The sequence below is a fragment of the Sphaerisporangium album genome, from assembly GCF_003323745.1.
In the GTDB taxonomy this organism is placed as follows: domain Bacteria; phylum Actinomycetota; class Actinomycetes; order Streptosporangiales; family Streptosporangiaceae; genus Sphaerisporangium; species Sphaerisporangium album.
Genome location: NZ_QOIL01000014.1, coordinates 98492 through 124688 on the forward strand (window position 1 = coordinate 98492; position 26197 = coordinate 124688).

The window sequence follows — 26197 nt, forward strand, 5'->3', positions numbered from 1 at the left end:
TGAAAGGCTCTCCGATGATGCGCATCCGGGGGCGCCGCCATTGTCCGCCCGTCGCGTCCGCCGCCTGTCACGGGGCCCTGGCGGCAGGCTCGGGCGTGGCCGGCCCCCCGTCCTTCCCGGTAAGAGGGCCACTTCCTCGCCATGCGATCAGGGGGTTCGCGCGCAGTGCTTCAGAAGCTTCCGCGGCTACGGCGACCGGCGCCACCGGATGCCGGCGACGCCGGGCACGCTCACAGCGGTTCTGATCCGGCCCGCGACGTCACGCCGAAGCGAACGCGTTAGGGCCGCGATGTCACACGTCTTCCGCCTGCTCGGGCCGGTCGAGGTACGGCCCTCGGGCAAAGCCGTCAACCTGGGCGGACGCATGCGCCGCACGCTGCTGCTCTCGCTGCTGCTCAACATCAACCGGCCGGTGACCCTCGACTGGCTGTCGGAGGCGCTGTGGGAGGGGGAACCCCCGCTGTCGGCCACCGCCAACCTCAGGACCTACGCCGGCGCGCTGCGCCGCGTCCTGACCACGGAGATGAAGGGCGTCGGCATCGTCGCCTCCGACCGGGCCTACCAGCTCGTCGCGTCCCCGAACAAGCTCGACCTGACGAGCTTCGAGAAGCTCACCACCGAGGCGCGCACGGCGCTGGCCGAAGGGCGTCACGACGTCGCCGTCCAGCGGTTCGACGACGCGGTCGCCCTGTGGCGCGGCCCCGTCGGTGACGGCCTGCCGTACGGCAAGCCGCTCGCCGCGCGCCTCGCCGTCCTGCACGAGCAGCGCCTCGCCGCCCTGGAGGACCGCGCGGAGGCGCGGCTCGCGCTCGGCCGGCACTCCGAGGTCGTCGCCGACCTTCGGTTGCTGGTCGGCGAGCAGCCGCTGCGCGAGCGGGCCTGGGCGCTGCTCATGCGCGCCCTGTACGGCTCGGGCGACGCGGCCGGGGCGCTCGGCGCCTACGCCGAGGCGCGCGACCACCTGGCGGGGCAGCTCGGCCTGGAGCCGGGGGAGGAGCTGCGGCGCATCCACCGGGCCGTCCTGCACCGCGATCCGGCGCTCGCGCCGCCCGCGCGCCACCAGGCCCGGCTCACCTCCGCCGCCGAGTCCCCGGCCCCCCGCCAGCTCCCGCGCCCGGGCCTGCTCGTCGGCCGGGACCGGGAGGCGCGGTTTCTGGAGGGCACGCTCACCCCCCGAGGAACCGTCCCGCCGGTGACCGTCGTCAGCGGGCCCGTCGGCGTGGGCAAGTCGGCGCTGGCGCTGCGGGTCGCGCACGCGGTGGCCGACCGGTTCCCCGACGGCCAGCTCTACGTCGACATGGCCGGCGCCTTCCACCAGGAGCGCGCGGTGACCGCGCCGCAGGCGGTCTCCTGGTTCCTGCGCGCGCTCGGCGACAACACCACCGGCGACGACCTGAGCCTCGGCGAGGCCAGCACGCGGCTGCGCTCGCTGACCTCGGGCCTTCGCGTCCTGTTCGTGGTCGACAACGTCATCGGGTCCTCGCAGGTCCGCCCGCTGCTGCCCGCCGGGCCCGGCTGCGCGGTGCTGCTCACCAGCAGGCGCGTCCTGCCGCTGGACCATGCCGAGCACCTCACGCTCGACGCCCTCACCACCGAGGACGCCGTCTCCATGCTCGCCGGGCACGCGGGCCGGGACCGTGTGGACGCCGAGCCGGACGCCGCCGCGCGGATCGCCCGCCTCTGCGAGCACCTGCCGCTCGCCCTTCGCGCCGCGGGGGCGCTGCTGGCCGCCCGGCCCGACTGGTCGCTGGAGCGGCTGGCGGGCCGGCTTCCCCGGGGCATCTGCGAGCTGCTGGACCACTGGGACGAGCAGCGCATCCGCGACCGGCTGTGGGCGAGCTACGAGCTGTTCCGCCAGAACGACCCCGAGGCCGCGCGCCTGCTGTGGATGATCTCGCATCAGCCGGGCACCGACGTGAGCGTCCCGCGGGCCGCGGAGCTGCTGTGCGCCACCGCCCCGTGCGCCCAGCGGGCCCTCGACCGGCTCACCGACGAGCACCTGCTGCGGCGGCTGTCGCCCGACAGGTACGAGATGGTCGGCCTGTTGCGCATCCTCGCGCCCCGGGACTCGCCGTGACCGGGCGCCCGCACCCGGGACCCATGGTGATCCGGTAGGGGAGGTCCGGGCGGCGAGGGACGGCATCACCGCGCGGGGAGACGGCCTTGTGCGGAGGCCACACGGGGGCGTGTATCCGGGTGTACCGGGCGTGTAGCGGCTTGATCTACTTTTCGTTGCGATGCGTCCGACAAGACCGAGTCGAGGACCTTTCGATGATGGGTTATCTGGCAGCGGTGTGCGGGTCTCTCGCCGGCGTCGTGTTCGGGGTCGCCTCGATCAGCAAGGCCCGCAACAGGGCCGCCTTCTCCTCCTTCGTGGAGACCGTGCGCCGGCTGCCCGCCGTGCCGCCCGGCTGGGCGCGCCGGGCGGCGCTCGCGGCCGTGGCCGCCGAGGCGCTGCTCGCGGTGACGTCCCCGCTGGTCCTGCCCCGGATGCTCCTCGGGAAGACGCCCTACGTCCCCGTGCTGCCGGTGGTGTGGGTGCTGCTGGCGGTCCCGCTGCTCGTGGCCGGCGGCGCGGCGATGCTGGCCCGCGCGCCGCGCCCGCGGTGGCCCGGGTGGCCGGCGTGCGCGGCGACCCGGCGCGTCCTGCGCAAGGTGGCGCTGGCGGCCATCGCCTCGATCTGCGTGGTCAGCGGCATCGTGACGCGTCCCGGAGACCCGGACCTGGCCGGGGGAGTGCTGGCGAGCCTGGCGGGCGCCGCCATCGCCTCGCTGTTCCTCCACTACGACGCCATCGCCGAGGTGTTCGCCCTGAACCGCGTCACCCACCCCCCGGGCGAGCCGAAGTGATCGGCCGCGATCATCCGCCACGCTCCGGGAGTCGTTTTCGCTGGTCAAAAGCGCTTTCCGCGTGTATCTCGCATATGCCCGCGTGTATATGGGCCCGTTCTAGGGTTGTCGGTGACGGCCGGTCGACCAGAGGAACGTCGACGGGACCGCCTGCGTGATCCACTGAGGCAGGTGCAAACGGGTGCGGCACCTGCGGTGGCGGCCGACGTGGCCGGTCGCCGCCGATCCCAGGTGAACGGCCCTCCTCACGATGGGAGGAAGGGCCGATGTCCGCCGCAGTCCCCCCGGTCTCGCGGTGGCGGCGGCGGACGGCCGTCACACGGCGGGGCGCGCGTCCTGGGGACCGGCGCGCGCCCCTGCCGGGTCCCCCGCGGGCCGGGCGCACGGCGTGGCCGGAAGCGGCCTCTACGGAATTCCACGACAACCGATCGCCCGGCGGCGACGTCAGTTCAGTGCGGCCCATCGTCGCCAAAGTGCGTGTCCACGTGTCCACAGTCGCGGGTGAGATCCTTGAACTCTGTCTACATCGACCTGGCCGTCGGCCTGGTGATCGCGTTCCTGCTGTTCTCGCTGCTGGTCAGCGGTGTCAACGAGGGCTTGGTGCGGTTGCTCGGCATCCGCGGCAAGTTCCTGTGGGCCTACCTGCGCGACACGCTGGACGGGCCCGACGGCAAGAGGTCGTGGATCCCCGGCACGATCGCCGAGGTCTTCGCCCGGCTGCCGTTCAGCAGGGACGCGCGGCCGGTCTTCAGCCCGCTGCCCGCGCCGGTCGAGAGCACGGCCACCACCTGGTCGGGCCGGCTGTACGAGCGGCTCCGCGAGATCGACCACCGCAAGGACGGCAGGACCAGCATCGCCTCGATCCCGCCCGCGCGCTTCGGCGTGGCCATCATGGAGATCGTCACCGGCGAGGGCGGGGTCACCGTGCTGCTGGAGAAGCTCAAGGCGGACGGCAGCCCGCTGTACGGCCCGCTCAAGGGCGTGTGGGACGCCGCCCACGGTGACCTCGACGCGTTCCGCAAGGGCGTGGAGGACTGGTTCGACGGCGAGATGCGGCGCCTCACCATGTTGTACCGCCGGTACGTCAAGTGGGTCATCGCCGTGCTGGGACTGGTGATCACATTGCTGTTCAGCATGGACTCGCTGGAGTACGGCCGGGCGATCCTGACCGACAACGCCATCCGCGCCCAGGTCGCCACCATGGCCAACGGCGGCACGGACGCGCTGGCGGGTCTGAAGGAGAAGTGCCCCGAGCACCCCGCCGATCCGTACGCCTGCGTCACCGAGGTGCTGTCGGCGCCGGCGTTCGTGAAGATCGTCGGGAACGCCCCGGTGTCGGTGAAGATCCCCGATGGCGGGAGCCCGCAGTGGTCGTGGAACGGCGGGGAATGGCTGAGCCGCCTCGGCACCCCCGGCCACTGGCCCGGCTTCCTCGTCACGTTCGTGGCGGTGCTGTTCGGCGGGCCGTTCTGGTGGGACATCTTCCGGCGCCTGACCGGCATCCGCGCGCGGGCAGGCGAGACCGACAAGTAGCCCCTCGCATGCGTCGATAACCGGTGAATGTCGATATATGCGGAACAAAGTGTCACTCTTGGCATGCGCGCGACTCCGGCGCGTGTGCGATCCCCGGGATCGGAGGGTAGGAGAGACGTATCTCATTGCTCGGGTGCTGGGGGGACCATGGGGCGCTTGGGGATACTCGGAACGACGGGCGCCGCGCTGGTGCCGCTGAGCCTGGTCGCGCTCGCCGGATGCGCGGACCAGGACGCGAAGGTGGTGGCGCAGCCCGCCAAGGCCGCCAAGCCGGCGGCCTCACAGGAGGCGCGCAAGGCCGCCGCCGCGAAGGCCGCCAAGGTCAAGGCCAACGAGCTCGGCCAGATACCGGTGCTGATGTACCACCGCATCGTCGCCAAGCCCGCCGGCACCGACGACCGCACCCCCGATCAGTTCCGCGCCGAGCTCGAACGCCTGGCCAAGGACGGCTACGTCCCCATCACGGCCCGCGAGTACACCACCGGCCAGATCGGCATCCCGGCGGGACGCCACCCCGTCGTGCTGACCTTCGACGACTCCTCGCCCTCGCAGCTCACCCTGGACGGCTCGGGGCAGCCCAAGCCCGACACCGCCGTCGGCATCCTCATGGACGTCGCGCGCAAGCACCCGGGCTTCCGGCCCGTCGCCACGTTCTACGTCATCAAGGACATGTTCGGCACGTTCGGGCCGGAGGCGCAGGCCCAGACGCTCGGCTGGCTGCGCGACAACCACTTCGACGTCGGCAACCACACCCGCGACCACCTCAACCTGCGCGGCAGGTCGCAGGACCAGGTCGTCGGCCAGATCGCCGCGGGCCACAAGCTGATCACCTCGCTGATCAAGGACGCGCCGGCGACGCTCGCGCTGCCGTACGGCAACCAGCCGAGCACCAAGGACTGGGCGATCCGCGGCGACTCCGCCGACGTCCACTACCGGTACACCGGCGTCTTCCTCGCGGGCTACACCCCGGCCGCCTCGCCGTTCAGCAAGGACTTCGACCCGCTCGGCATCCCGCGCATCCGCGCCATGGACAAGGTCGGCGACTGCGCCCGCTTCTGCTCGACGGCGTGGCTGGACTGGCTCAACGCCCACCCGGAGGACCGCTACACCTCCGACGGCGACGTCCGCACGGTCGCCTACCCGAAGTTCAAGGCCCCGTACGTCGCCCAGCGCTTCACCAAGTACACGCTGCCGTACTGACCACCACTCTCGGTCCCCCCTTCCTCGGGCAGAGGTCACCACCCACCCGTCTCCCGGCGTCGACGGCGAGGGCCATCGGCCGATAGCTGATCACCTGTGCGGAAATCACGTCATGCTAGGCGTCGGTCAAGCGTCGCTTGAGCCCTTTGGCCCTTCCCGCGGTCCTTGGCCGCGGACACCACTTCGTGTATCGGTAACAGAGGTGGTTCCGCGCGCGATCTGTCTGGCGGATGCCTTCGGCGGAAGGGACGTGGGTGATGCACCGGGTGGTCCCGATCTACCTCGCGATCAACACCTCACCGTCGATGGCCAGAAGGCTCGTGGAGGTCGAGCAGATGCTGGTCGCCCTCACCGATGAGCTGCTCTCCTCGCCCGTCCTGGGCGACCAGGTGCGCATCGGGGTCGTGTCCTTCGCCGACACCGCCGACCTGGTGCTGCCGCTGACCGACCTCACCCGATTAGGACGGATGCCGCGCATCCCCTCGGGACGGGAGACCCGGTTCGGCCCGTTGTTCGAGCTGCTGGCCAAGGTGGTCGGCCGCGATCTCACGGTCCACCGGGCGATGGACGCCGAGGTCATGCGGCCGATGGTCTTCCTGCTGTGCGACGGACTGCCCACCGACAACGGCTGGGAACGGTCGTTCGCCAAGTTCTACGGCGTCGCCCACGCCGGCGTCATCCTCGCGACCATCGGGCTCGACGAGAAGGAGACCCAATGGCTGGGAAGCGCCCTCCGGGCGACGGCGGCGTTCTCGTGGGCCGATGAACGCACCTACTCTCTTGCCGCGCGCGTCGAAGAAGTGCTGCTGGACCACGCGTCCATCCTCGTCACCTCAAGGGTGATCTCGACCCCCAGAGGATCGTCGAGCGGGTCCCCCTCGCCGGAACAGGACGCATGAGCACCGGAACGACCCGAGCCGGATGGCCGTCCGTGCCGCAACGGCTGAAGGAGGCGGAGATCCGCCACGCCGTGCCCGGTTCCAAGGGCGGCGCCTCCACGGTCTTCACCGCGTTCGGGTACGCCGATCGGTTGATGTACAAGAAGTACACCGAACCCCGCGACCCGGCCGCGCTCGACCGCCTGGTGGAGCTGCACGCGGCGATGGACGCCGAGTCGGCCGGATACGCACGTGACCACATGGCCTGGCCGGTCGCCACCGTCCGCGCCGCCGACGGCCAGGTGGCCGGCCTGATGGTCATCCGGGCGGACATGACCTTCCACGCGCACCTGTCGACCAGCCGCGTGCGGGTCCGGGACTTCAACTACCTGCTGTACGAGGACCGGGCCGCACGTGTCGGGGTCCCGCCCGCGACGGTCAGGCAGAAGGCGGCTCTGCTGCGGGATCTGGTCTCGGTGCTGCTGTGGCTGGACGAGCGAGGACTCGTCCACGAGGATCTGGCGGCCCACAACGTGCTGTGGCGGCTGGAGCCGGAGGCCACGGTCTTCCTCTTGGACTGCGATTCTCTGCGCCCGGCCGGCGAGGCGACCGGGCAGCCGCTGTTCACGACGGTCGACTGGACCGATCCGCGGGTGCTCGGGGAGGAGGTCGCCCGTCCGGACAGGGCTTCGACGTCCTACGCCGTCGGCCTGCTGGTCGCACGGGTCCTCGGTTCCCCTTACTGGAGGCCCGCCTCCGGCGAGGGCTCCATCGGGCCCGGAGGTGGGTTCCCGCCCGCGCTCGAACCGCTGCTCGACGCGGCCGTCGGCCCTGCCGCGAACCGGCCCTCCCTCCGAACCTGGCTCGACGGCATCGACGGCATCGCCGGCGCTCTTCCAGCCGTGCGCAGGGTTCGGGAGGCTCCTCCCACACCGCCGGCCACTTTGAGGGTCGAAGGCCAGACCATCGGGCTCAACGACCGGCTGGCCCTGCTCGCGGGCCTGGTGATCGGCGCGCTCGCCGCGGTGCTCGTGATGGTGAGGTTCCTGTGAACAAGCTGGGGACGGCGGAGCCACCGCCGAGCCTGACCGGCACGCTGTCGGAATGGTTCGGCCAGGCGGCACAGATCGCGACGGGCATCAGCGGCATGTCCTACGCCTTCGGCTGGCTTCTGACCGCCCGCTTCTACGGCGGCCTCGGAGTCGACCCGGAGGAGGTCGGCGTCACCTTCTCCTGGCTCGTGGTCCGCGCCTTCCTCATCGGCCTGCTGGGACTGGTCGTCGTGCTCGGCGTCCGCAGGCTGCTGCAAGTGGCCGGCCGCAGTGGGCCGATCACCCGCCTGGTGCAGAGCCGGACGTCGATCATCCTCTCCCTTCTGCTCACGTGCGCCGGCATGGCCGGGGTCATCGTGCTCGCCTACCTCGTCTGGCTGGCGCCCGCGGGCACCGATCCGACCGGGACGGTGATCGCGATTTTCGCGTGCGCCGCGCTGATCGGGCTGATCGTGTGGTGGATGCGCCCGTCCTCGTTCAGGCTGCGGTGGAACAGCCGGTACTGGCTGCGCGGACTGGCCGGCGCGCTGCTGGGGTTCCTCGTCACGGCCACGGCCCTGCTCCCTTTCCGTCTCGGTGACCGGCTCGTGGCCGAGGTGCGCGCGGGCCGCCCGGTCACGATCGACGTTCTGCCCGGAGTGTCCGCGATCAAGGTGGCTGAGGTCCGCGTCACGTCGGCCGACCCGGCCACGCCCGGTCCGGCCGTCACGTGCGTTCTGCGACTGGGCGGGGGCGCGGGGACCTCGGTGTTCGTGGCGGAGGGAAAGGTGCTGCGCGTCTCCGACCAGAACGTGACGGTCACCTCGCCCTGCTGAACGGGCCGCCGCTCGGGGGAGGGGGCCGCGCCGCGGCGGTGGGCCTAGCGGAAGCGGCGCAGGCGCAGGCTGTTGGCCACCACGAACGCGCTGCTCACGGCCATTGTGGCGCCCGCGAGCATCGGGTTGAGCAGGCCGAGGGCGGCCAGGGGCAGGGCGGCCACGTTGTAGGCGAACGCCCAGAACAGGTTGGACCTGATCGTGGCCAGGGTGCGGCGCGAGAGCCTGATCGCGTCCGCCGCGACCCGCAGGTCCCCGCGGACCAGCGTGAGGTCGGAGGCCTCGATGGCGGCGTCGGTGCCGGTGCCCATCGCCAGGCCCAGGTCCGCCCGGGCCAGCGCGGCGGCGTCGTTGACCCCGTCGCCCACCATCGCCACGACCCGGCCCTCCGCCTGGAGCCGCTCGACCACCTCCACCTTGCCGGCGGGCAGCACCTCCGCGACGACCTCGGTGATGCCGACCTCCGCCGCGACGGACGCGGCCACCGCGCGGGCGTCGCCGGTCAGCAGGACGGGGGTGAGGCCGAGGTCGCGCAGCCGCCGGACGGCCTCCGCGCTGGTGGGCTTGACGGTGTCGGAGACGACCAGGACCGCGCGGGCCTCGCCGTCCCAGCCGACCGCGACCGCCGTACGGCCGGAGTCGTGCGCGTCCCGCAGGGCCTCCTCCAGGCCGGAGGGAAGGCGTTGCGACCACTCGGCCAGCAGGCGCGGGCGCCCGACGAGCACCGCGTGCCCGTCCACGACCCCCTGCACGCCGAGGCCCTCGACGTTGGCGAAGTCCTCCGGCGTGGGGAGCTCGCCGGCCCGCTCGCGCGCTCCCCGGGCGATGGCCTGGGCGATCGGGTGCTCGGAGGCGTCCTCCAGGGCGCCCGCGAGGCGCAGTACCTCGGCCTCGTCCTGGCCGTCGGCGAGGTGGACGGCGGTGAGCGTCATCCGGCCCTCGGTGACCGTGCCGGTCTTGTCGAGGACGACGGTGTCGACGCGCCGGGTGGACTCCAGCACCTCGGGGCCCCTGATGAGGATGCCCAGCTGGGCGCCCCTGCCGGTGCCGACCAGCAGCGCGGTCGGGGTGGCCAGGCCGAGGGCGCACGGGCAGGCGATGATGAGGACCGCGACGGCCGCGGTGAACGCCGCCGCCGGGCCGGCGCCGGAGCCGAGCCAGAAGCCCAGCGTGCCCACGGCGAGCGCGATGACGACCGGGACGAACACGCCCGAGACGCGGTCGGCCAGTCGCTGGACCCGCGCCTTGCCGTTCTGGGCGTCCTCGACCAGGCGGGCCATCTGGGCGAGCCGGGTGTCGGCGCCGACCCGGGTGGCGCGGACGACGAGCCTGCCGCCCGCGTTCACGGTGGCGCCCGTGACGGCGTCGCCCGGCCGTACCTCCACGGGCACGGACTCGCCGGTCAGCATGGAGGCGTCGACGGCCGAGGCGCCCTCCTCGACCACGCCGTCGGTGGCGATCTTCTCTCCCGGCCGGACCACGAACCGGTCGCCGGCCGTGAGCCGGTCGCTGGGGACGCGCGTCTCCACGCCGTCGCGCAGCACCGCGACGTCCTTCGCGCCGAGCTCCATCAGGGCGCGCAGCGCGGCGCCGGCGCGGCGCTTGGAGCGGGCCTCGAAGTACCGCCCGGCCAGGATGAACGCCGTCACCCCGGCCGCGACCTCGAGGTAGATGTTCCCGGAGCCGTCCGTCCGCTCGATCGTCAGCGCGAACGGGTGCGTCATGCCCGGCACGCCCGCGCCGCCGAGGAAAAGCGCCCACACCGACCAGCCGAACGCCGCGATGGTGCCGACCGAGATCAGCGTGTCCATGGTCGCGGCGCCGTGGCGCAGGTTGGTCCAGGCCGCCCGGTGGAACGGCCATCCCGCGTAGACCACCACCGGCGCGGCCAGCACCAGCGACAGCCACTGCCAGTTGGTGAACTGCAACGGCGGGATCATCGCCATCGCGATCACCGGCACGGCCAGCGCGACCGCGGTGGCCAGGCGGTCGCGCAACGGCCGGAGCCCGCGGTCCGCCTCCGTCGCGCTTCCGGGCCCGCCCCGCTCGGTCTCGGCCGGCGGGGGTTCGGGCAGCGCGGCGGTGTACCCGGTCTTCTCGACCTCGGCGGTGTACCCGGTCTTCTCGACCTCGGCGATGAGCCGCCCGGCGTCCACGCCTTCGGGGAAGGTCACCTTGGCCTTCTCGGTCGCGTAGTTGACGGTCGCGCTCACCCCGTCGATCTTGTTGAGCTTCCGTTCGATCCGGTTGGCGCAGGACGCGCAGGTCATACCGCCGATCGAGAGTTCGACCGCGTCGCGCCGGTCGCCGACGACAGGGGACATCGTCCTTCTCCTTCTCTCGCTCAGTGGCCGTGGTCGCCGTGCCCGCCGGGCGCGGTCTCGGGGGCCGCGCCGGTGGCCTGGACGGCGGTCAGGGTGAAGGCCGCGGTGCGGACCTCCCCGCCGTGCCGGAAGTCCAGGAACAGGCGGTAGTCGCCGCGGCTCGGCACCTCTGCCTGGAAGGCGATCCCGGGGCCGGCCTTGGTGACCCCGTCACCGGGCGTGCCGTCGGGGTGCACGTGCAGGTACGCCAGGTCTCCGGCGCGCAGCGCGACCAGGTGGCCGTAGGCGCCGAGGTACGGCTGCAGGTCGGTGACCGGACGGCCGTTCTTCGACACCATGAGCGTGAGCCCGCCGGCCCGGCCGGGGACCAGGTCTCCGGCGAGGGTGACGGTGTACCCGCCGACGGTGGCCGTGCGGCCGGTGCGGGGGAGCGGCTTCGGGGTGTGGCCGCCCGGCACGAGCAGGTCGGCGCCCAGGGTGAGGGCGTCGCCGCCGGTGGGGGCGAAGTCGGCGAGGACGCGGTAGGCGCCCGCCGACGGGAGCGTGAGCGGGACCGACCAGACGCCGCCGCCCGTCAGGACGGGGTGGACGTGCTGGAAGTGGCCGAGGTCGCGCGAGACGACGATGAGGTGGAGCCTCTTGTCGTGCCGGACCTGGTAGCCGGTGACCGGCGCGCCGTCGGGTCCCGTGACCGTGAAGCGGTAGTCGGCGGCCTCGCCCGGCCTGATCGTCACGGGGAGCGGGGTGAGCGTGTAACCGTTCGCGGACACCTGCAACCCACCGGGGGTATCCCCGCCCGCCGGTCGCGCGGAGCCGTGGCCCGTGGCCCGCGAGGCGGTGTGGCCGTCGCCCGGTGGCGTCGCGACCGGTCCGGCGGCCCGGCCCACGCCGAGCGCGCCACCGAAGAGGACGGCGAGGCCCAGGAGGTAGGCGCCCAGCTTGGTGGCGGCGTTCACGACCCCACCGCCAGGCGGTATCCGGCGGCTTCGACGGCGGCGGCCACCCGCGCCGGGTCCAGGGGGGCGTCGCTGGTGACGGTCAGCAGCCCGGTGGCCAGGTCCACCTCGACGCCGCCGACGCCGGCCACCTCGCCGACCTCCTCCTTCGCCGAGCTCACGCAGTGTCCGCAGGTCATGCCCTCGACGGTGTAGGTGGCGGTGTTCATCTCGATCTCCTTCGACGCGGTTCCGGGGACGGGTCGTCCCATGCCGGCGAATTACCCAGGGGGGGTATCGCCCACGCACAGAACCGTAATATACCCCCGGGGGGTCGGTCAAAGGGAAGTCCGCGGCCCGGCCTGGCGGCGGGTGGGTCAGTGCAGGTCGAGGGCCATGAGCAGGACCAGGCCGATGAGGTGGGCCACCACGACGAACCCGATCAGGAAGACGAACACGAACTTGGCCGGTCCGTGCTCGAAGTGGCGTCCCTCGCGGAGCGGGGGCAGTTGGGCACGGCGCTCGGCGAGTCGTTCTTCGAGGGGCTTACGACCGAACACCGCACCATCCTTCGCATCCTGGGGCTTTGTATCCCCCACAAGGGTATAGGCCGATACCGATGGTCGTTCCGGCAGGCCGGGACGTCCTCCGAGGGGCGCGAGGAAGGGGGTGATCGGTGGACGCGGCGGCTTGACACGACATATCGTGATCTGTGGACGTGGTCACACGTGACCCGGCGGCCATCCGCTCACAAGGAGAATCCATCATGTCGAGCAGCTCCGAGAACGCCAAGCACGTCACGGGGTCGAAGAAGCCCGAGAACCTGCTCGCGGACCTGATCCGGGCCGTGAGCGGCCTCACCTCGGCCGTCTCCAAGGGCGTCATCGGCACCCCGATCAACCCCGGCCCGGCCGTCGACATCAAGCACGGCAAGGGCCACCCCCGCCGCTGACGCCCCCGCGCACGCACCGCAGGGTCCCGTACGGCGCACCGCCGAGGCGCGGACACCCGCCGGCGCGGCCGGGACGCCGACAGCGATCCGCCGGTCACGGATGCCGTGCCGCTCAAAGGCACCTGTGACCGGAGGCCGCTCCACGTCGCCGCGGATCACATGTCGTAGGCCGGAGACCGCCCCGGAACGCGGGGCTTCGGGGCGACCGGCCGGTCGGAGATCACTTCTTGGCCCCCGGGCCCGTCCCCGGCGGGCAGGTCTGGCAGGAGGAAGAGGCACAGTCCGGGCAGGAAGGTGCGGGATCGACGCAGACCTCGACGTTGTCGGTGTCGTTGGACGGGTCGAGGTCCTTCTCGTTGCCGCCGACGGTGGCGGTGTTGGTCTTCTTACCGGGCGCCGTGGCCTTGGCGTGGATCGTGAGCGTGGCCGAACCGCCGGCCGTGACCACGCCTGCCTTCCAGGTGCCCGTGACAGGGTCGTAGGCGCCGGTCGAGGGCGTTGCCGAGACCAAGGTGAGGCCGGGCGGCAGCACGTCGTCGACCTTTACGCCGGTGGCGTCGTTGGGTCCGGCGTTGTGGACGGCGATGCGGTAGGTGACGGTCTGGCCGACGGTGACCGCGGTCAGGTCGGCGGATTTGACCACGCTCAGATCCACGGCGGGATTGATCTTGGTGATCGCGTCGCCGGAGGTGGAGGTCAGCGGCTCCGGGGTGTCGCCGAGCCGGTTCTCGTAGCCGACGGCACCCGCGTTGGTGATCTGCTTGCCCGCGGCGGCCCGATCGACCCTCACCCGGAACTCCACCGTGGTGCCGTTCGGCAGATCGGCGGTGTTGGGCAGCCGGCCCGGCGCCGACCCGGTCGCGCCGTTGCCCAGCGCGAATGAGACCTTGCCCGTCGCGGGGTCGTATTCGGCCTGGTCGTCGCCCGGCACGTCGGTCTTGATCCCGGTGTTCGGGCCGTCCAGGACGCGCAGCGAGCCGGGCAGGTAGGAGGCCCCGGCCGGGACGGCGTCGGTGAGCCGCACGTTCTCCGCGGTGCCACCTCCCTCGTTCCTGACGTTCAGCCGGTATGTGATCACGTCGCCGACGTCGATAGGCCCTTCGGGGATCGCGGACTTGCTCACCACGACACAGGGCGCGGTGCCGAAGAAGATGTCGTCCAGGAAGTTGCCGACGCTCTGGTTGCCTCCGGCCGCCGAGACGGACCGGAAGGCGAACCTGGTCGTCGTCTGACCGGCCGGCACCGTGTACGTGCCGGAGTAGGTGCCCCATGCCGTGGTGCCGTCGGACATGGTCCGCTGCTGCGCGGGTGTGCCGGGCGCGCCGATGTCCAGGGCCATCGTGTCGGTGCCCTGACGGCCACGGTGGGAGAGCCGCCAGTACAGCTTCGCTCCGGGGGTGGTCGCACGGTCCTGGTAGAGGGTGGAGACCTGGTTCGCGTTCAGCTCGGCGAACTGCTTGCCCTCGGCGGTCGGCGTGTTGGTGGGGTTCGGCGGGCCGGTCCAGAGCTCGATCACGTGGTCGGTCGCGGTCGTCACCCAGCCCGGCACCGAGTTCGGGGCGTTCTGCGAGGCGTCGGGAAAGAAGCCGACCGCTCCCCCGGTCAGGGTGGGCTTCTCGAAGCCGCCGTTGACCAGCGCGACCCGTGCCGGGCACGAAGCCGGACTCGGCGCGGCGCGCACGCCCGCCGCGACCGGGCCGGCCGGCGCGGCATCGGCCTGGCTCGCACCGAACACGGCCAGCGGTCCACTGAGCACCGCCAACGTGGCGACCCCGTAGCGCATTCGCCGGGTGTGTCCCATCATGGACGTCCTCTCGTCAGGTATCGGACTGCCTCCGCTGACCACGGCAACGGCATGGCATCGCTCGGCAGATTTGCCTGGCGGCTTCGGTGTGGAGTGCTCGACACGAGCAGGAGTCCCAATACTTGGCGGAACGTTGACCTGGGCACTCTGACGGCGCCACGCGGAAACGGCCCGGAACTGATCAAAGTGCCGGGCCGTGCGCCGGCGGGCGATGGCCGTGACGGTTTCCGGCTTTCGCCCGCGGGTCGTGGGAGATTTCCTTCGGGAGTGATTCGGGCTCACCGTGAACCGGGGGCGCGGCGCGTCGTACACATGGGTCCAACCCTGGTAATTTGCCGCAACTGGCCGTATTTGTCGTAACTGTCTCTTTTGTGGTGTGCCGGGTCGGCGCGGAATTCCGGTTCGACGGCCGTCCGCCCTTCGATTGGATCTTCTGAAAGACGCCGGTATCTCCTCCGAAGGCGCGGAAGAAAATCAACCGCGCGAGTCGGCGAATTGGACACCGGCGGATACCGGGTAATCCGGTTGACATGCTCAGATATCCGGTGCGAAGCTGGGTCGTCGGTGAACCGATGCCGAGGAGCATGAATGTCCATCGTGCAGACGGTGTCCCTCACGGTCACCCACGTCGATGTGCTCTATGTGGTGCAGCAGATAAAGCGTGACCTCCAGGAATTCCGAGCCGCATATCCGGCCCTGCTGAGCGCCGACCGCATCCTCGACCTCCACGACGCGATGGTCACCTTCATAATGAATGACGCCATTACCCGGGTGAGCTTCACCATCGAGGATCCCGCCCAGGAACACCTGGTCCTGCACGAACTGCGTTACGACATCAGCTACACCGGCACCGGCCCCCGGGTGGGACTGGGCGGCGCGAAGGTGCGGCCGGTCCGTGTCCCGCCCACCGCGCGGATGACCCCTTTCGTCGTGTGGAGCCCGACCATGCGCGCCCTGCCGCCCGACCGGCAGCGGAGGATCTTGCAGGGCACCGGCTGGCCCCCACCCGGGACGAGCGCCTTCAGGGCGCGTTACAGCGACGGCAGCTGGGTCGGCCGCAGCGTCTACAGTTCCGGGGTGCTCGCCGCCGAATCGCAAGAATTCAGAAGGAGCTGATCGCGGTGACGGCGACGATCCGGCTGATGCCCCGCGGCGACAACGTGGCCGGCAACCTCATGATCCGGTTACCCGCATCGGAGGTCGTGAGCACGACCCTCGTGGTCTCCAGTGACACGCGGGACCTGCCCACGCTCGCCTCCGTGGAACGGATCGTCGACCGCCTCGCCGGGTTCGGCCTCGTCCTGGCGGACCCCGGTGAGGGCGACCGTATCGCCCGCCTCGTGAACAAGCGGTTCCTCCCGGTCCCGCAGGAGAACTGGGAAGATCAGGAACTGTCCCTCAAGGTCGTCCGCGCGAGCGGGGAGGGCGAGCCCGAGGCGCTTCGCGCGGTCGCGGCGCTGCGCGTCCCCGTGCTCAACGCCACCGACGTCGTGCTCAGGCACGGCGGCGCCTACGGGCCCGTCGAGCGCCGCGCCAACGAGATCCGCCTGGTCGACGAGCTGAGGCAGGCGGTCACGACGCGAAAGCCGGTCTGGGTGCGGTTCGGCGGGCAGGCCCTCCGGTTCGTCGCGACGACGGTTCTCACCCAGCTCGTCGACCAGCTCGTGGGCATTCCCATCACGGACATCATCCGCTCGACACTGAGAGGCGCGGGCGAGCTCAGCCTCTGACCCGCGTACCTCTCCCACCCGATACGGAGCGACCGAGATGCCGACAGCACTCTTGTTCGCCGTGGACGGCCATCTCGAACCCGGGCTTACCCGCGTGGTCGAGGCCGATCTGCGCAGACAGCTCGACGGGCTCCGCCTCGACGGCGCGGCCGTCGGCACGGCCTTCGAGGTCCGCGACGCGCGACTGCCCGGGCACCGGGTTCTGGTGCGCCTCACGGCCTTGCCGGCGCCGGGCGTCGTGGTCGACGACCGGACGTCCTTCGAGTTCTCGGCGGAGGCGAGCCCCCCGGCGGCCCCGGGACCCGGCGCGCCGTCCGTGGAGGTCCCTCCCGAGCTGGCGCAGTACGCCTCGGTCGTGGTGACCGTGCCGCCGGACGACGCCCAGGCGCTGGCCCGTTCGGCCGCCAGGATCGACGGCCTGCTCGGCATTCCGAAGGACGCGGTCATCGCGGATGTCGTCTCCCGGCTGCGCGGCCGGGGCTGGCTCGCCGAGTGGAGCCGGCGCCACTACGGCCGCCTGATCCCCGGCGCCGACGATGTGCTCCGGTCCACCTCGTTCGTGCTGCTGACCGGCGACCCCGGAACCGGCAAGTCCGTTCTCGTCCACCATCTGCCTCCCGTCGCCGCGCGGCGGCTGAACCGGCCGGTCCTGTTCGTCCAGCTGAGCGAGCGACTGCGCGGATCCGGCATCCAGGGCAGGGCCGGCACCGATGTGGTCGGCGTCCTCGACGCCATCGGCCGCATGGCGGAGCGGTACGGCCTGCCCACGGTGGTGTTCCTGGACGAGGCCGAGGCGGTGGCGAGCAGTCGCGGGTCCACCGACGGCAGCTCAGGCGCGCAGGAGAACGTCGCCGTCGTGGACGCGCTCATCGTCGGCCTCGACCGCGTGTTCGCGCGCACCGACATTCCGGTGGTGTTCGTCATGGCCACGAACCTGGCGGGCCGGATGGACCCCGCGGTGCTCCGGCGGGCCACGGTGTACCGATTCGAGCGGCCGTCGGCCGCCGACCGCCACGCCATCCTGGTGCGCGCGCTCGGCGATGCCGTCGACATGGCCGTGCTCGAACAGGTGGCCGCGGCGCTGGAACGTCCCGAACCGCGACTCACCGCGGCCGATCTGCTGAACCAGGTCATCGTCCGGGCAGTCCGGGAGGCCGCGCATCACGATCGCCCGATCGACCCCGAGCACCTGCTCCACCTGGCCCGCACCGCCGTCGCCACGGCACCGGTGGCCGGCGGCTGACGGCCGGCGCCACCCGGCCCCACAGCCGAAACGGCCCGGCATCGATGGCGATGCCGGGCCGCTCCGTGTTTCGGACGGTCACACGTCGTAGTACAGCTCGAACTCGTGCGGGTGGGGGCGCAGGCGGATCGGGTCGATCTCGTTCTCGCGCTTGTAGGCGATCCACGTCTCGATCAGGTCGGGCGTGAACACGCCGCCCTCGAGCAGGAACTCGTGGTCGGCCTCCAGCGCGAGCAGCACCTCGGCGAGCGAGCCCGGGACCTGCGGCACCTGGCCGGCCTCCTCGGGCGGGAGCTCGTAGAGGTCCTTGTCGACCGGAGCCGGCGGCTCGATCTTGTTGCGGATGCCGTCCAGGCCCGCCATGAGCTGCGCGGCGAACGCGAAGTACGGGTTGCAGGACGGGTCGGGCACCCGGAACTCGATGCGCTTGGCCTTGGGGTTGGACCCGGTGATCGGGATCCGGATGCAGGCCGAACGGTTGCGCTGGGAGTAGACCAGGTTGACCGGCGCCTCGTAGCCCGGCACCAGGCGGTGGTAGGAGTTCACCGTCGGGTTGGTGAACGCCAGCAGCGCGGGCGCGTGCTTGAGCAGGCCGCCGATGTAGTAGCGGGCGGTGTCGGACAGGCCCGCGTAGCCGACCTCGTCGTAGAAGAGCGGCTCGCCGTCCTTCCAGAGCGACTGGTGGCAGTGCATGCCGGAGCCGTTGTCACCGAAGATCGGCTTGGGCATGAAGGTCACCGTGTGGCCGTACTCGACCGCGGTGTTCTTGATGATGTACTTGTACAGCATCAGGTTGTCGGCGGTCCTGAGCAGCGTGCCGAACTTGAAGTCGATCTCGGCCTGGCCGGCGGTGCCCACCTCGTGGTGCTGCATCTCGGTCTCGATGCCCGAGTCGATCAGCCGGCGCACCATCTCCGAGCGCAGGTCGGTGAAGTGGTCCATCGGCGGGACGGGGAAGTACCCGCCCTTGTACCGCGGCTTGTAGCCGAGGTTGCCGCCCTCCTGGGCCTTGCCGGTGTTCCAGGCGCCCTCGATGGAGTCGATGTGGTAGAACGACTCGCTGGCGCTGCTGGCGAAGCGCACGTCGTCGAAGATGTAGAACTCGGCCTCGGGGCCGAAGTACACCGTGTCGGCGATGCCGGTGCCCTTGAGGTACTCCTCGGCCTTGCGCGCGACGTTGCGCGGGTCGCGGCTGTAGGCCTCGCCCGTCAGGGGGTCGTGCACGAAGAAGTTGATGATCAGGGTCTTGTGCTGGCGGAACGGGTCCAGCACGGCCGTGGACGGGTCGGGCAGCAGCAGCATGTCCGACTCGTGGATGGCCTGGAAACCGCGGATCGATGATCCGTCGAACATCAGGCCGTCGGTGAAGACGCCGGCCCCGAAGTTCTCCACGGGGAACGTGAAGTGGTGCGTCGTGCCCGGCAGGTCGGTAAACCTGACATCGACGAACTGCACCCCTTCGTCCCTGATGTACTTCAGGACATCGTCAGCGGAGCTGAACATCCAACCTCCCAAGGGCACGGGCTTGCAGACTCGAACGTAGGCCTGTGCCGTTTCCGCCCCGTGTCTCGTTTGTTTCACCGGTGTTAAGCGGAGGGGGGTATGCCGCCGAACGGACCCAGTCGGCTCCCGGCTATCTTACCTGCATGGACAAGCAGCCGAGATGGACCCAGACGTGGATCAGCGGGACCCGCGCCGCGGGTGTCGATCTCGGGTACCCGGGCGAGCGGCTCGGCCTGCCCGCCGAGGGCAGCGGCTCGGTCGCCAGGTTCGGCAGGCGGTTCGGCGCGGTCCTGGTCGACTGGTTGATCTGCACCTGGGCCATCGCCCAGGGACTGCTCCGCGCCGACCCCCGCAGCGCCGCGTGGGTCGGGCTCGGCGTCTTCGCCCTGGAGTACGTGGTGCTCGTCGGCTTCATCGGTATGACCTTCGGCATGAGGCTGTTCGGCATCAGGGTCGCCACCCTGGACGGGGGCGGCCGCCCGCCCTTCGGTGCCGTCCTGTTGCGCACGCTGCTGCTCTGCCTCGCCGTCCCCGCACTGATCTGGGACCGCGACCAGCGAGGACTCCACGACCGCGCCTCCCGCACCGTCGTCGTCCGCCTCTGAGCACGCCCAGGCGCCCGGGCGGTGCCGCCGCCGGCGATCAGCGGCCGGACGCCCGGCCCACTACGTGATGACCCGGCCGCCCGCGCCGGGCTTCTCGCACGTGAAGATCGCCGTGCCGGGCAGGTGGCGGCCGCGCAGCGGGCTCCAGCCGCCCCACTCGCGGTCGTGGCCCGGCGGCCACTCCGGCTCCAGCAGCGAGGTCAGTACGAGCCCCGCCCCGACGATCGCCCCCACCCAGTCGCCCAGCGTGCGGTGGTGCTCGACGTAGGACGCCTCGCTGTGCTCGTCGAACTCGACGTACGGCGCGCGGTCGAAGTAGGACCGGTCGGCGGTCAGCCCGTGCGGCCCCGGATCGTCCGGGAACGCCCAGCGGATCGGATGGGTGACCGAGAAGACCAGCCGCCCGCCGGGACGCAGCACCCTGCCGACCTCGGCCAGCACCGCGCCGGCGTCGGCCACGAACGGCAGCGCGCCGTACGCCGAGCAGGCCAGGTCGAAGGACGCGCCGGCGAACGGGAGCCGCCCCGCGTCGGCCTGGACGACCGGCAGGCGCACGCCGAGCTCCTCGTCGATGCGCCGGGAGTGCTGGAGCTGACGGCGGGACACGTCGAACGCGGCGACCTCGGCGCCCTGGCCGGCCAGCCACCGGCCGCACTGCCCCGCGCCGCACCCGATCTCCAGCACGCGCCTGCCCCGCACCTCGCCGAGCAGGTGGACGTCGGCCTCGTCGACCCCTTCGGGGCACCAGACGAAGCCCGCGTCGCGCAGGAAGCCGCCGTGCTCGGCCTGGTACTCGTCGGCCGCCGAATCCCACCAGCGGCGGCTCGCCAGCACGCTCGACGCCTGGTCCAGCCGGCCGCGCGACACCGCGGCCGACGGGGAGCCGGACATCAGCGCATCTTGCCGCGCGGCATGCGCGCGCCCTTGGGCATCGGGCCCTTGGGCACGGGAAGGGTCTGCGGCAGCGCCCGGAGCCGGTAGTTGACCTCCGACACCGCCTGCTTCTTCAGGTTGCGCGGCAGCTTCATCATGTGGCGCTGGAGCTTGTTGAGGGGCACCTGGCCCTCGCCCTCGCCGCACTGGATGTCGTACACCGGGACGTCGATCGCCACGCGCTGGACGCGCTTCTTCTCGGCGACCAGCATCTTCTGCACCCGGGCGCCGGGGCCCTCGGACACCAGCACGATGCCGGGGTAGCCGACGGCGCGGTGCACGACGTCCTGGTCGCGGGTGACGGCGACGGCCGGGGTGACCTCCCAGTTGCCGCGCATGCTCTGCAGGATCGCCGCGGCGGCGCCGGGCTGCCCGTCGAGCATGGAGTACTGGGCGCGCTGGGCGAGCTGGCCGAACACGACCATGCCGACCGTCACGGCGACCATGACGCCGAGGACGATGAGCTGCCACACCAGACCCGTCACGAGCCCGAGGACGACGAATACGGCCAGCGTGGCGAGCGCCGACGCGTAGACGATCGGCATCCCCTTGGGGTTGGCCTTCTTGATGATCTGAGCGACCATGCGGAGCTGCTTGACGCGCCCCGGGCGGTCTGGGTCTGCGGGCTTGTTGGCCATGGTTAAAGGATACAAATGCCGGGCTGAAGAAAGGAAAACGTGATCTGACGCGGGCCGGACCGTGACCGTCGGCGTGGCGGTGCGTGACGGACCCGCCACGCCGCGGCTCGCGGGAGCCGTCAGGCGGTCTGCCGGGCCTCGACGGCCTGCCGGTACAGGCGGCCGGCGCGGTAGGACGAGCGGACCAGCGGGCCGGACATGACCCCGGCGAAGCCGATGGCCTCGGCCTCCTTCTGGAGCTCGGCGAACTCCTGCGGCTTGACCCAGCGGTCCACGGGGTGGTGGCGTGGGGTCGGGCGCAGGTACTGGGTGATCGTCAGCAGGTCGCACCCGGCGGTGCGCAGGTCGCGCATCGCCTCGACGATCTCTTCGCGCTCCTCGCCCATGCCGAGGATGAGGTTGGACTTGGTGACCAGCCCCGCCTCGTGCGCCATCGTGATGACCTGCAGCGAGCGCTCGTAGCGGAAGGCCGGCCGGATGCGCTTGAAGATGCGCGGCACGGTCTCGATGTTGTGGGCGAAGACCTCGGGACGGCTGGAGAAGACCTCGTCGAGCTGGTCGCGGTGCCCGTTGAAGTCGGGCACCAGGAGCTCGACGCCGCACCCGGGGACCTGGGCATGGATCTGCCGCGCGGTCTCGGCGTACAGCCAGGCCCCGCCGTCGGGGAGGTCGTCACGGGCGACGCCGGTGACGGTGGCGTACCGCAGGCCCATCTGCACGACGGACTCGGCCACGCGGCGCGGCTCGTCCCGGTCGTACTCCTTGGGCTTGCCGGTGTCGATCTGGCAGAAGTCGCAGCGCCGCGTGCACTGGTCGCCGCCGATGAGGAAGGTGGCCTCGCGGTCCTCCCAGCACTCGGAGATGTTCGGGCAGCCGGCCTCCTGGCAGACCGTGTGAAGACCTTGGTCCTTCACGAGGTTCTTGATCTCGTTGAAGTTGGGCCCGTTCCTGAGCCTGGTCTTGATCCACGGGGGCTTGCGCTCGATAGGGGTCTGGCTGTTGCGCACCTCCAGGCGGAGGAGCTTTCGGCCTTCAGGAGCAACGGTCACGCGTTCAAGCTTACGTCTCCGTCACCGCTGAACCCGACCCGGGACGTCCCCCGTGAACCCGCCCGCCGCGCCCGGCCGGGCGCCGGTCAGAAGCGGCCCGACAGCAGGTCCTCCTCCTGGACGTCGACGCCCTCGGCGCCGAGTGCCTCGGCCAGCCGCTTCTCGGCGAACGGCAGCACCTCGTCGACCGTCACGCGCCGGCCCGTCTCGGCCGACAGCGAGGTGACCCCGGCGTCGCGGATGCCGCAGGGGACGATGCGGTCGAACCAACTGGGGTCGTTGGCGCAGTTGAGCGCGTAGCCGTGCATGGTGACGCCCCGGGCCACACGGATGCCGATCGCGCCGAGCTTGCGGTCGGGAAGGCCGCGTGCCGGGTCGCGCGCCACCCACACGCCGCTGCGGCCCTCGACGCGCCCCGCCGCCACGCCGAAGTCGGCGCAGACCTGGATCAGCGACTCCTCCAGCAGGCGGACGTAGGCGATCACGTCGAGCGACCCGGCGAGCCGGATGATCGGGTAGGCGACGAGCTGACCCGGGCCGTGCCAGGTGATCTTGCCGCCGCGGTCGACGTCGATGACCGGGGTGCCGTCGGCGGGACGTTCCTCGGCGCTGGTGCGCTTGCCCGCGGTGTAGACCGGGGCGTGCTCCAGCATGAGGCACGTGTCGGGGAGCGCCCCCGCGACCCGCCGGGCATGCACCGCGCGCTGGAGCTCCCAGGCCTGCTCGTAGGGCACGTCGACCCCGAGGCGGACCAGCGCGAGCCTGCCGGCCCCGCTGCCCGTGGTGCTCTGCTGCTTGGCACGCTCGCTCACGGGGCCAGCCTAACGCGAGGTCACGTCGTCAGCAGGCGGGGTTCGATCCGGAACTCCTTCACATCGCCGTCGTCGCCGCGCTCGATCTTGTACGCGTACCCCTTGGGGTCGATCGTGACGGCCTGGATGAACTCGTGGCCGACGTAATGCAGCGCGACGCCCTCGTCGGCCGCGTACCCGGCCGGCAGCTCACCCGAGGCGATCGACTCGTGCAGCAGGGCACGGCGCTGCGGGTCGGAGTTGTAGTGGACGCCGCACGAGTAGGGCAGCAGGCCGAGCCCCTCGGCCCAGGGCCGCAGGACGGGCCCGAACGAGTCGGTGTTGCCGCCCACGTGCCAGCACAGGGCGCCGGCGCTCTGCCCCGACAGCACCACGCCCGCCCGCCAGGCCTCCTCGAACGCCTCGTCCAGGCCGTGCAGCCGCCACAGGGCCATCAGGTTCGCCACGCTGCCCCCGCAGACGTAGATGACGTCCTGTTCGAGAATCCAGTCCCTGGGGCTCTCCACGTTGGGCATCGGGAACACCGTGAGATGGCTCAGCTCGGCGTCCCACGACCGGAACCCGCCGTACATCTTCAGCAGCCAGTCCGCGTCGTCGCCCGCGGCGGTGCCGACGAGGCCGACCTTCGGGCGGTCCTGCCCGGTCAGGTCCAGCGCGTAGCGGAGCAGCCCGGTGGCCTCGATGAAGCCGTACCGCGGGGTCGGACGGAACGAACCGCCGCCGATGGCGAGAATGTGGGACTGGCCGAGCCTGCTCATGTCGTCTCCTGTGCCTTGTCGGGGCGCGGGTGGCGTCGTGCCGATGGCCTCAGGGCCGAGCCACGGCTTCCTCTCCCGCACAACCGGAACGGCACCCTAGATTATGGCGGCCAACGCCTCGTCGAGACGAGGATGCCGGAACCGGAACCCCATCTCCAGCAGGCGGCGCGGCATCACCCGCTGGCCGATGAGCACCCCCTCGTCCGCCAGGCCGCCGAGCGCGGCCCTCAGCGCGAACGCGGGAACGGCGACCGGCATGGTGGGACGGCGCAGCGCGCGGCCGAGGGCCTTGGTGAACTCGGCGTTGGTGACGGGCGTGGGAGCGGTCAGGTTCACCGGCCCCGACACCGCGGGCTCGGCCATCAGACGCCGGACCGCGCCGATCCAGTCGGCCATGGAGATCCACGAGATGTACTGCCGCCCGGAGCCGAGGGGCGCCCCCAGCCCCGCCTTGAAGAGGGGGAGCATCCTGCCGAGGAACCCGCCCTCACGCGTCAGGACGTGCCCGGTGCGCAGGTGGACGACCCGGACGCCGGCCTCCTCGGCGGGCCCGGTCTCGGCCTCCCAGGACCGGACCAGCCCGGCCAGCCACTGCCCCGGCGGGCCGTCGCCCGGCTCGCCCGGCGGCTCGGGACGCGTCCCCGGACGGGGCCTGGGCTCGGCGGACTCGTCCACGGGGTGGTCGCCGGTGTCGCCGTAGACGCCCATGGCCGAGCCGGACAGCAGCACCGCGGGAGGCCGGTCCAGGGACGCGATCGCGGTGGCCAGCGTGCGCGTGCCGTCGACCCGGCTGGCGACCAGCTCGCGCCGGTAGGCGGGCGTCCACCGCTTGTCGGCGACCCCGGCCCCGGCCAGGTGGACGACGGCCTCGGCCCCCTCCAGCAGCGCGGGGTCGAGCACGCCTTCGCGGGGGTTCCAGAACGCCTCGTCGGGGGCCGCGGGCGCGCGGCGGACGAGCCTGACGACGGAAAGGCCCTCGTCGCGCAGCGCGCGGACGAGGGCCTTTCCTATGAGCCCGGACGAGCCGGTGATCACGACTGCCATGCGATCAGCCTATGCGGCGACCGCCCGGCGGACGCGGACCACCGCGCCCCGGTCGCGTCAGGCCAGGCCGAGCTGGGCCTCGAAGCGGCCTTCCTCCAGACGGCGCTTGATCGTCGTCAGGAAGCGGGCGGCGTCGGCGCCGTCGACTAGGCGGTGGTCGTAGGTCAGCGCGAGGTACACCATCGAGCGGACCGCGATGACCTCGCCCTCGGGCGTGTCCACGACCACCGGGCGCTTGACGACCGCGCCGGTGCCGAGGATCGCGACCTGCGGCTGGTTGATGATCGGCGTGTCGAACAGCGCGCCGCGGCTGCCGGTGTTGGTCAGCGTGAACGTGCCGCCCGACAGCTCGTCCGGGCTCACCTTGTTGGTGCGGGTGCGCTCGGCCAGGTCCGCGATCTTGCGGGCCAGGCCGGCCAGGTTGAGGTCGCCGGCGTCCTTGATGACCGCGGAGGCGAGCCCGCGCTCGGCGTCGACCGCGAAGGCCAGGTGCTCGTGGTCGAAGTAGGTGACCTCGTTGGTCTCGCTATTGATCACCGCGTTCAGCTTGGGGTGCTGCTTGAGCGCCTCGACCGTGGCCAGGGCGAAGAACGGCGTGAAGCTGAGCTTGACGCCCTCCCGCCGCTGGAAGTCGGCCTTGGCGCGCTCGCGCAGCCGGGCGATCTTGGTGACGTCGACCTCGACGACCGAGGTGAGCTGCGCGGAGGTCTGCAACGACTCCATCGTGCGCTTGGCGATGGTCTGCCGCATGCGCGACATCTTCTCGGTGCGCCCGCGCAGCGTGGTGTCGGCCTGGACCGGCTCGGGGGCCGGGGCGGCGGCCTGCGGCGCCGGAGCCGGCGCCGGGGCGGCCTGAGCCTGGGCCTGGGCCTGCTGCGCCGCCTGGGCCTGCGCCTGGGCGGCCTGCTCGCGCTGGAGACGCGCGGCCTCCAGGACGTCCTGCTTGCGGATGCGGCCGCCGACGCCGGTGCCGCTCAGCGAGTCCAGGTCGACGCCGTGCTCGCCGGCCAGCTTGCGCACCAGCGGCGTGACGTACGGGCTCTCGCCGGAGGTCGCCGGCGCGGAGGGCGCGATCGGCGACAGGGCGGCGGTCGCGGGGGCCTGCTGCTGGACCTGCGGCCTCGGCGGCTGCGGCGCGGGCTGCGGCGGCTGCGGGATCGAGGACACAGGAGCGGGAGCCGGAGCGGGCTCGGGCTGCGGCGCCGGGGCCGCCTTGGCCTGCTCGGGCTCGGGAGCGGGCTCGGGCTCCGCCTGCGGCTCGGCCTGCGCGGGAGCCGCGGCACCGCCCGCCGCGCCGTTCTGGTCGATGACGGCCAGCTCGGCGCCGACCTCGACGGTCTCGTCCTCGGCGACGACGATCTTGGTCAGGACGCCCGCGGACGGGGAGGGGATCTCGGTGTCGACCTTGTCGGTGGAGACCTCGAGCAACGGCTCGTCGGTCTCGACGTGGTCCCCCTCCTTCTTCAACCAGCGGGTGACGGTGCCCTCGGTCACGCTCTCGCCGAGCTGGGGCATGGTTACGGAAACCGGCATGGTGTC

25 protein-coding genes are annotated in these 26197 nt (G+C 71.8%); 12 read left to right on the plus strand and 13 right to left on the minus strand.

Going from position 1 to position 26197, the window contains the following annotated elements; genetic code table 11:
- The first annotated feature begins 289 nt into the window (after window positions 1-289).
- From DQ384_RS24155 to DQ384_RS24185, 7 genes are all read left to right on the plus strand, one after another.
- Window positions 290-2077, plus strand: coding sequence for an AfsR/SARP family transcriptional regulator (locus DQ384_RS24155; RefSeq protein ID WP_181871379.1), 1788 nt, complete (start codon window positions 290-292; stop codon window positions 2075-2077).
- A 194-nt stretch (window positions 2078-2271) separates the two neighbouring features.
- The gene (locus DQ384_RS24160) at window positions 2272-2850 is read left to right on the plus strand and encodes a MauE/DoxX family redox-associated membrane protein (RefSeq protein ID WP_147268882.1); all 579 of its coding nucleotides are present in this window, start codon (window positions 2272-2274) and stop codon (window positions 2848-2850) included.
- 510 nt (window positions 2851-3360) lie between these two features.
- On the plus strand, window positions 3361-4383 hold the full coding sequence (locus DQ384_RS24165; protein ID WP_114031143.1) for a hypothetical protein: 1023 nt from the start codon (window positions 3361-3363) through the stop codon (window positions 4381-4383).
- 147 nt (window positions 4384-4530) lie between these two features.
- Window positions 4531-5583: a polysaccharide deacetylase family protein gene (locus tag DQ384_RS24170; protein WP_114031144.1), complete on the plus strand. Its 1053-nt coding sequence runs from the start codon at window positions 4531-4533 to the stop codon at window positions 5581-5583.
- A gap of 257 nt (window positions 5584-5840) precedes the next feature.
- Entirely contained in the window at window positions 5841-6482 is a 642-nt protein-coding gene (locus DQ384_RS24175) for a vWA domain-containing protein (RefSeq protein WP_114031145.1), read from the plus strand.
- The gene (locus DQ384_RS24180; protein WP_114031146.1) at window positions 6479-7513 is read left to right on the plus strand and encodes a protein kinase family protein; all 1035 of its coding nucleotides are present in this window, start codon (window positions 6479-6481) and stop codon (window positions 7511-7513) included. Before DQ384_RS24175 ends, DQ384_RS24180 begins: the two co-directional genes overlap by 4 nt.
- The gene (locus tag DQ384_RS24185; RefSeq protein ID WP_114031147.1) at window positions 7510-8328 is read left to right on the plus strand and encodes a hypothetical protein; all 819 of its coding nucleotides are present in this window, start codon (window positions 7510-7512) and stop codon (window positions 8326-8328) included. Before DQ384_RS24180 ends, DQ384_RS24185 begins: the two co-directional genes overlap by 4 nt.
- Window positions 8329-8372: 44 nt before the next feature.
- On the opposite strand, the gene DQ384_RS24190 is transcribed toward DQ384_RS24185, so the two are convergent.
- The 4 genes from DQ384_RS24190 to DQ384_RS24205 form a co-directional block, all read right to left on the minus strand.
- A complete protein-coding gene (locus DQ384_RS24190; RefSeq protein ID WP_114031148.1) occupies window positions 8373-10652 on the minus strand; it encodes a heavy metal translocating P-type ATPase in 2280 nt (759 codons plus the stop codon).
- Between the two features lie 20 nt (window positions 10653-10672).
- Window positions 10673-11608 carry a hypothetical protein gene (locus DQ384_RS24195; protein WP_114031149.1) on the minus strand — a complete coding sequence of 312 codons (936 nt, stop codon included), beginning with the start codon at window positions 11606-11608 and terminating at the stop codon, window positions 10673-10675.
- Window positions 11605-11817 (minus strand): heavy-metal-associated domain-containing protein, encoded by a 213-nt coding sequence (locus DQ384_RS24200; RefSeq protein ID WP_114031150.1) that lies wholly within the window; start codon window positions 11815-11817, stop codon window positions 11605-11607. The genes DQ384_RS24195 and DQ384_RS24200 overlap by 4 nt, the downstream gene beginning before the upstream one ends.
- Window positions 11818-11964: 147 nt before the next feature.
- Window positions 11965-12147 carry a hypothetical protein gene (locus tag DQ384_RS24205; RefSeq protein WP_114031151.1) on the minus strand — a complete coding sequence of 61 codons (183 nt, stop codon included), beginning with the start codon at window positions 12145-12147 and terminating at the stop codon, window positions 11965-11967.
- Between the two features lie 206 nt (window positions 12148-12353).
- Between DQ384_RS24205 and DQ384_RS24210 the strand changes: the two genes are divergently transcribed.
- Window positions 12354-12539: a hypothetical protein gene (locus tag DQ384_RS24210; protein WP_114031152.1), complete on the plus strand. Its 186-nt coding sequence runs from the start codon at window positions 12354-12356 to the stop codon at window positions 12537-12539.
- 220 nt (window positions 12540-12759) lie between these two features.
- Here DQ384_RS24210 and DQ384_RS24215 read toward each other — a convergent pair whose 3' ends face one another.
- Complete coding sequence (locus DQ384_RS24215) at window positions 12760-14343, minus strand: DUF7507 domain-containing protein (protein WP_220183113.1); 1584 nt, start codon at window positions 14341-14343, stop codon at window positions 12760-12762.
- 588 nt (window positions 14344-14931) lie between these two features.
- Between DQ384_RS24215 and DQ384_RS24220 the strand changes: the two genes are divergently transcribed.
- From DQ384_RS24220 to DQ384_RS24230, 3 genes are read left to right on the plus strand one after another with little or no spacing between them, the layout of a single operon-like run.
- On the plus strand, window positions 14932-15459 hold the full coding sequence (locus DQ384_RS24220) for a hypothetical protein (RefSeq protein ID WP_114031154.1): 528 nt from the start codon (window positions 14932-14934) through the stop codon (window positions 15457-15459).
- A gap of 5 nt (window positions 15460-15464) precedes the next feature.
- Window positions 15465-16073, plus strand: a complete 609-nt coding sequence (locus DQ384_RS24225; protein ID WP_114031155.1) for a hypothetical protein — start codon at window positions 15465-15467, stop codon at window positions 16071-16073.
- A 37-nt stretch (window positions 16074-16110) separates the two neighbouring features.
- Complete coding sequence (locus DQ384_RS24230) at window positions 16111-17316, plus strand: AAA family ATPase (RefSeq protein WP_147268883.1); 1206 nt, start codon at window positions 16111-16113, stop codon at window positions 17314-17316.
- Between the two features lie 78 nt (window positions 17317-17394).
- Here DQ384_RS24230 and glnA read toward each other — a convergent pair whose 3' ends face one another.
- Window positions 17395-18819, minus strand: coding sequence for a type I glutamate--ammonia ligase (gene glnA, locus DQ384_RS24235; RefSeq protein WP_114031157.1), 1425 nt, complete (start codon window positions 18817-18819; stop codon window positions 17395-17397).
- Window positions 18820-18962: 143 nt separating this feature from the next.
- Here glnA and DQ384_RS24240 point away from each other — a divergent pair, with 143 nt between their 5' ends.
- Window positions 18963-19424 carry an RDD family protein gene (locus DQ384_RS24240; protein ID WP_114031158.1) on the plus strand — a complete coding sequence of 154 codons (462 nt, stop codon included), beginning with the start codon at window positions 18963-18965 and terminating at the stop codon, window positions 19422-19424.
- Window positions 19425-19484: 60 nt separating this feature from the next.
- Here DQ384_RS24240 and DQ384_RS24245 read toward each other — a convergent pair whose 3' ends face one another.
- The 7 genes from DQ384_RS24245 to sucB all read right to left on the minus strand — a co-directional run bounded on the left by DQ384_RS24245 (window position 19485) and on the right by sucB (window position 26191).
- Window positions 19485-20315, minus strand: coding sequence for a class I SAM-dependent methyltransferase (locus tag DQ384_RS24245; RefSeq protein WP_114031159.1), 831 nt, complete (start codon window positions 20313-20315; stop codon window positions 19485-19487).
- Window positions 20315-20995, minus strand: coding sequence for a DUF4191 domain-containing protein (locus DQ384_RS24250; protein ID WP_114031160.1), 681 nt, complete (start codon window positions 20993-20995; stop codon window positions 20315-20317). Before DQ384_RS24250 ends, DQ384_RS24245 begins: the two co-directional genes overlap by 1 nt.
- A 119-nt stretch (window positions 20996-21114) precedes the next feature.
- A complete protein-coding gene (gene lipA / locus DQ384_RS24255; RefSeq protein ID WP_114031161.1) occupies window positions 21115-22044 on the minus strand; it encodes a lipoyl synthase in 930 nt (309 codons plus the stop codon).
- A gap of 86 nt (window positions 22045-22130) precedes the next feature.
- Window positions 22131-22799, minus strand: coding sequence for a lipoyl(octanoyl) transferase LipB (lipB, locus tag DQ384_RS24260; RefSeq protein ID WP_114031300.1), 669 nt, complete (start codon window positions 22797-22799; stop codon window positions 22131-22133).
- A gap of 77 nt (window positions 22800-22876) precedes the next feature.
- Window positions 22877-23614: a Type 1 glutamine amidotransferase-like domain-containing protein gene (locus tag DQ384_RS24265; RefSeq protein ID WP_114031162.1), complete on the minus strand. Its 738-nt coding sequence runs from the start codon at window positions 23612-23614 to the stop codon at window positions 22877-22879.
- Between the two features lie 96 nt (window positions 23615-23710).
- Window positions 23711-24658: an epimerase gene (locus DQ384_RS24270; RefSeq protein ID WP_114031163.1), complete on the minus strand. Its 948-nt coding sequence runs from the start codon at window positions 24656-24658 to the stop codon at window positions 23711-23713.
- 57 nt (window positions 24659-24715) lie between these two features.
- Window positions 24716-26191, minus strand: coding sequence for a 2-oxoglutarate dehydrogenase, E2 component, dihydrolipoamide succinyltransferase (sucB, locus tag DQ384_RS24275; protein WP_114031164.1), 1476 nt, complete (start codon window positions 26189-26191; stop codon window positions 24716-24718).
- Between the last annotated feature and the right edge of the window lie 6 nt (window positions 26192-26197).

Excerpts from the sequence above, each read along its gene's own strand:
- DQ384_RS24245 (WP_114031159.1), bottom strand. The coding sequence starts at position 20,315 with ATGTCCGGCTCCCCGTCGGCCGCGGTGTCGCGCGGCCGGCTGGACCAG.
- DQ384_RS24270 (WP_114031163.1), bottom strand. The coding sequence starts at position 24,658 with ATGGCAGTCGTGATCACCGGCTCGTCCGGGCTCATAGGAAAGGCCCTC.
- DQ384_RS24200 (WP_114031150.1), bottom strand. The coding sequence starts at position 11,817 with ATGAACACCGCCACCTACACCGTCGAGGGCATGACCTGCGGACACTGC.
- DQ384_RS24250 (WP_114031160.1), bottom strand. The coding sequence starts at position 20,995 with ATGGCCAACAAGCCCGCAGACCCAGACCGCCCGGGGCGCGTCAAGCAG.
- DQ384_RS24170 (WP_114031144.1), top strand. The coding sequence starts at position 4,531 with ATGGGGCGCTTGGGGATACTCGGAACGACGGGCGCCGCGCTGGTGCCG.
- sucB (WP_114031164.1), bottom strand. The coding sequence starts at position 26,191 with ATGCCGGTTTCCGTAACCATGCCCCAGCTCGGCGAGAGCGTGACCGAG.
- DQ384_RS24160 (WP_147268882.1), top strand. The coding sequence starts at position 2,272 with ATGATGGGTTATCTGGCAGCGGTGTGCGGGTCTCTCGCCGGCGTCGTG.
- DQ384_RS24220 (WP_114031154.1), top strand. The coding sequence starts at position 14,932 with ATGTCCATCGTGCAGACGGTGTCCCTCACGGTCACCCACGTCGATGTG.
- DQ384_RS24175 (WP_114031145.1), top strand. The coding sequence starts at position 5,841 with ATGCACCGGGTGGTCCCGATCTACCTCGCGATCAACACCTCACCGTCG.
- DQ384_RS24180 (WP_114031146.1), top strand. The coding sequence starts at position 6,479 with ATGAGCACCGGAACGACCCGAGCCGGATGGCCGTCCGTGCCGCAACGG.
- DQ384_RS24155 (WP_181871379.1), top strand. The coding sequence starts at position 290 with ATGTCACACGTCTTCCGCCTGCTCGGGCCGGTCGAGGTACGGCCCTCG.
- DQ384_RS24210 (WP_114031152.1), top strand. The coding sequence starts at position 12,354 with ATGTCGAGCAGCTCCGAGAACGCCAAGCACGTCACGGGGTCGAAGAAG.
- DQ384_RS24215 (WP_220183113.1), bottom strand. The coding sequence starts at position 14,343 with ATGATGGGACACACCCGGCGAATGCGCTACGGGGTCGCCACGTTGGCG.
- DQ384_RS24240 (WP_114031158.1), top strand. The coding sequence starts at position 18,963 with ATGGACAAGCAGCCGAGATGGACCCAGACGTGGATCAGCGGGACCCGC.
- glnA (WP_114031157.1), bottom strand. The coding sequence starts at position 18,819 with ATGTTCAGCTCCGCTGACGATGTCCTGAAGTACATCAGGGACGAAGGG.
- DQ384_RS24190 (WP_114031148.1), bottom strand. The coding sequence starts at position 10,652 with ATGTCCCCTGTCGTCGGCGACCGGCGCGACGCGGTCGAACTCTCGATC.
- DQ384_RS24265 (WP_114031162.1), bottom strand. The coding sequence starts at position 23,614 with ATGAGCAGGCTCGGCCAGTCCCACATTCTCGCCATCGGCGGCGGTTCG.
- DQ384_RS24230 (WP_147268883.1), top strand. The coding sequence starts at position 16,111 with ATGCCGACAGCACTCTTGTTCGCCGTGGACGGCCATCTCGAACCCGGG.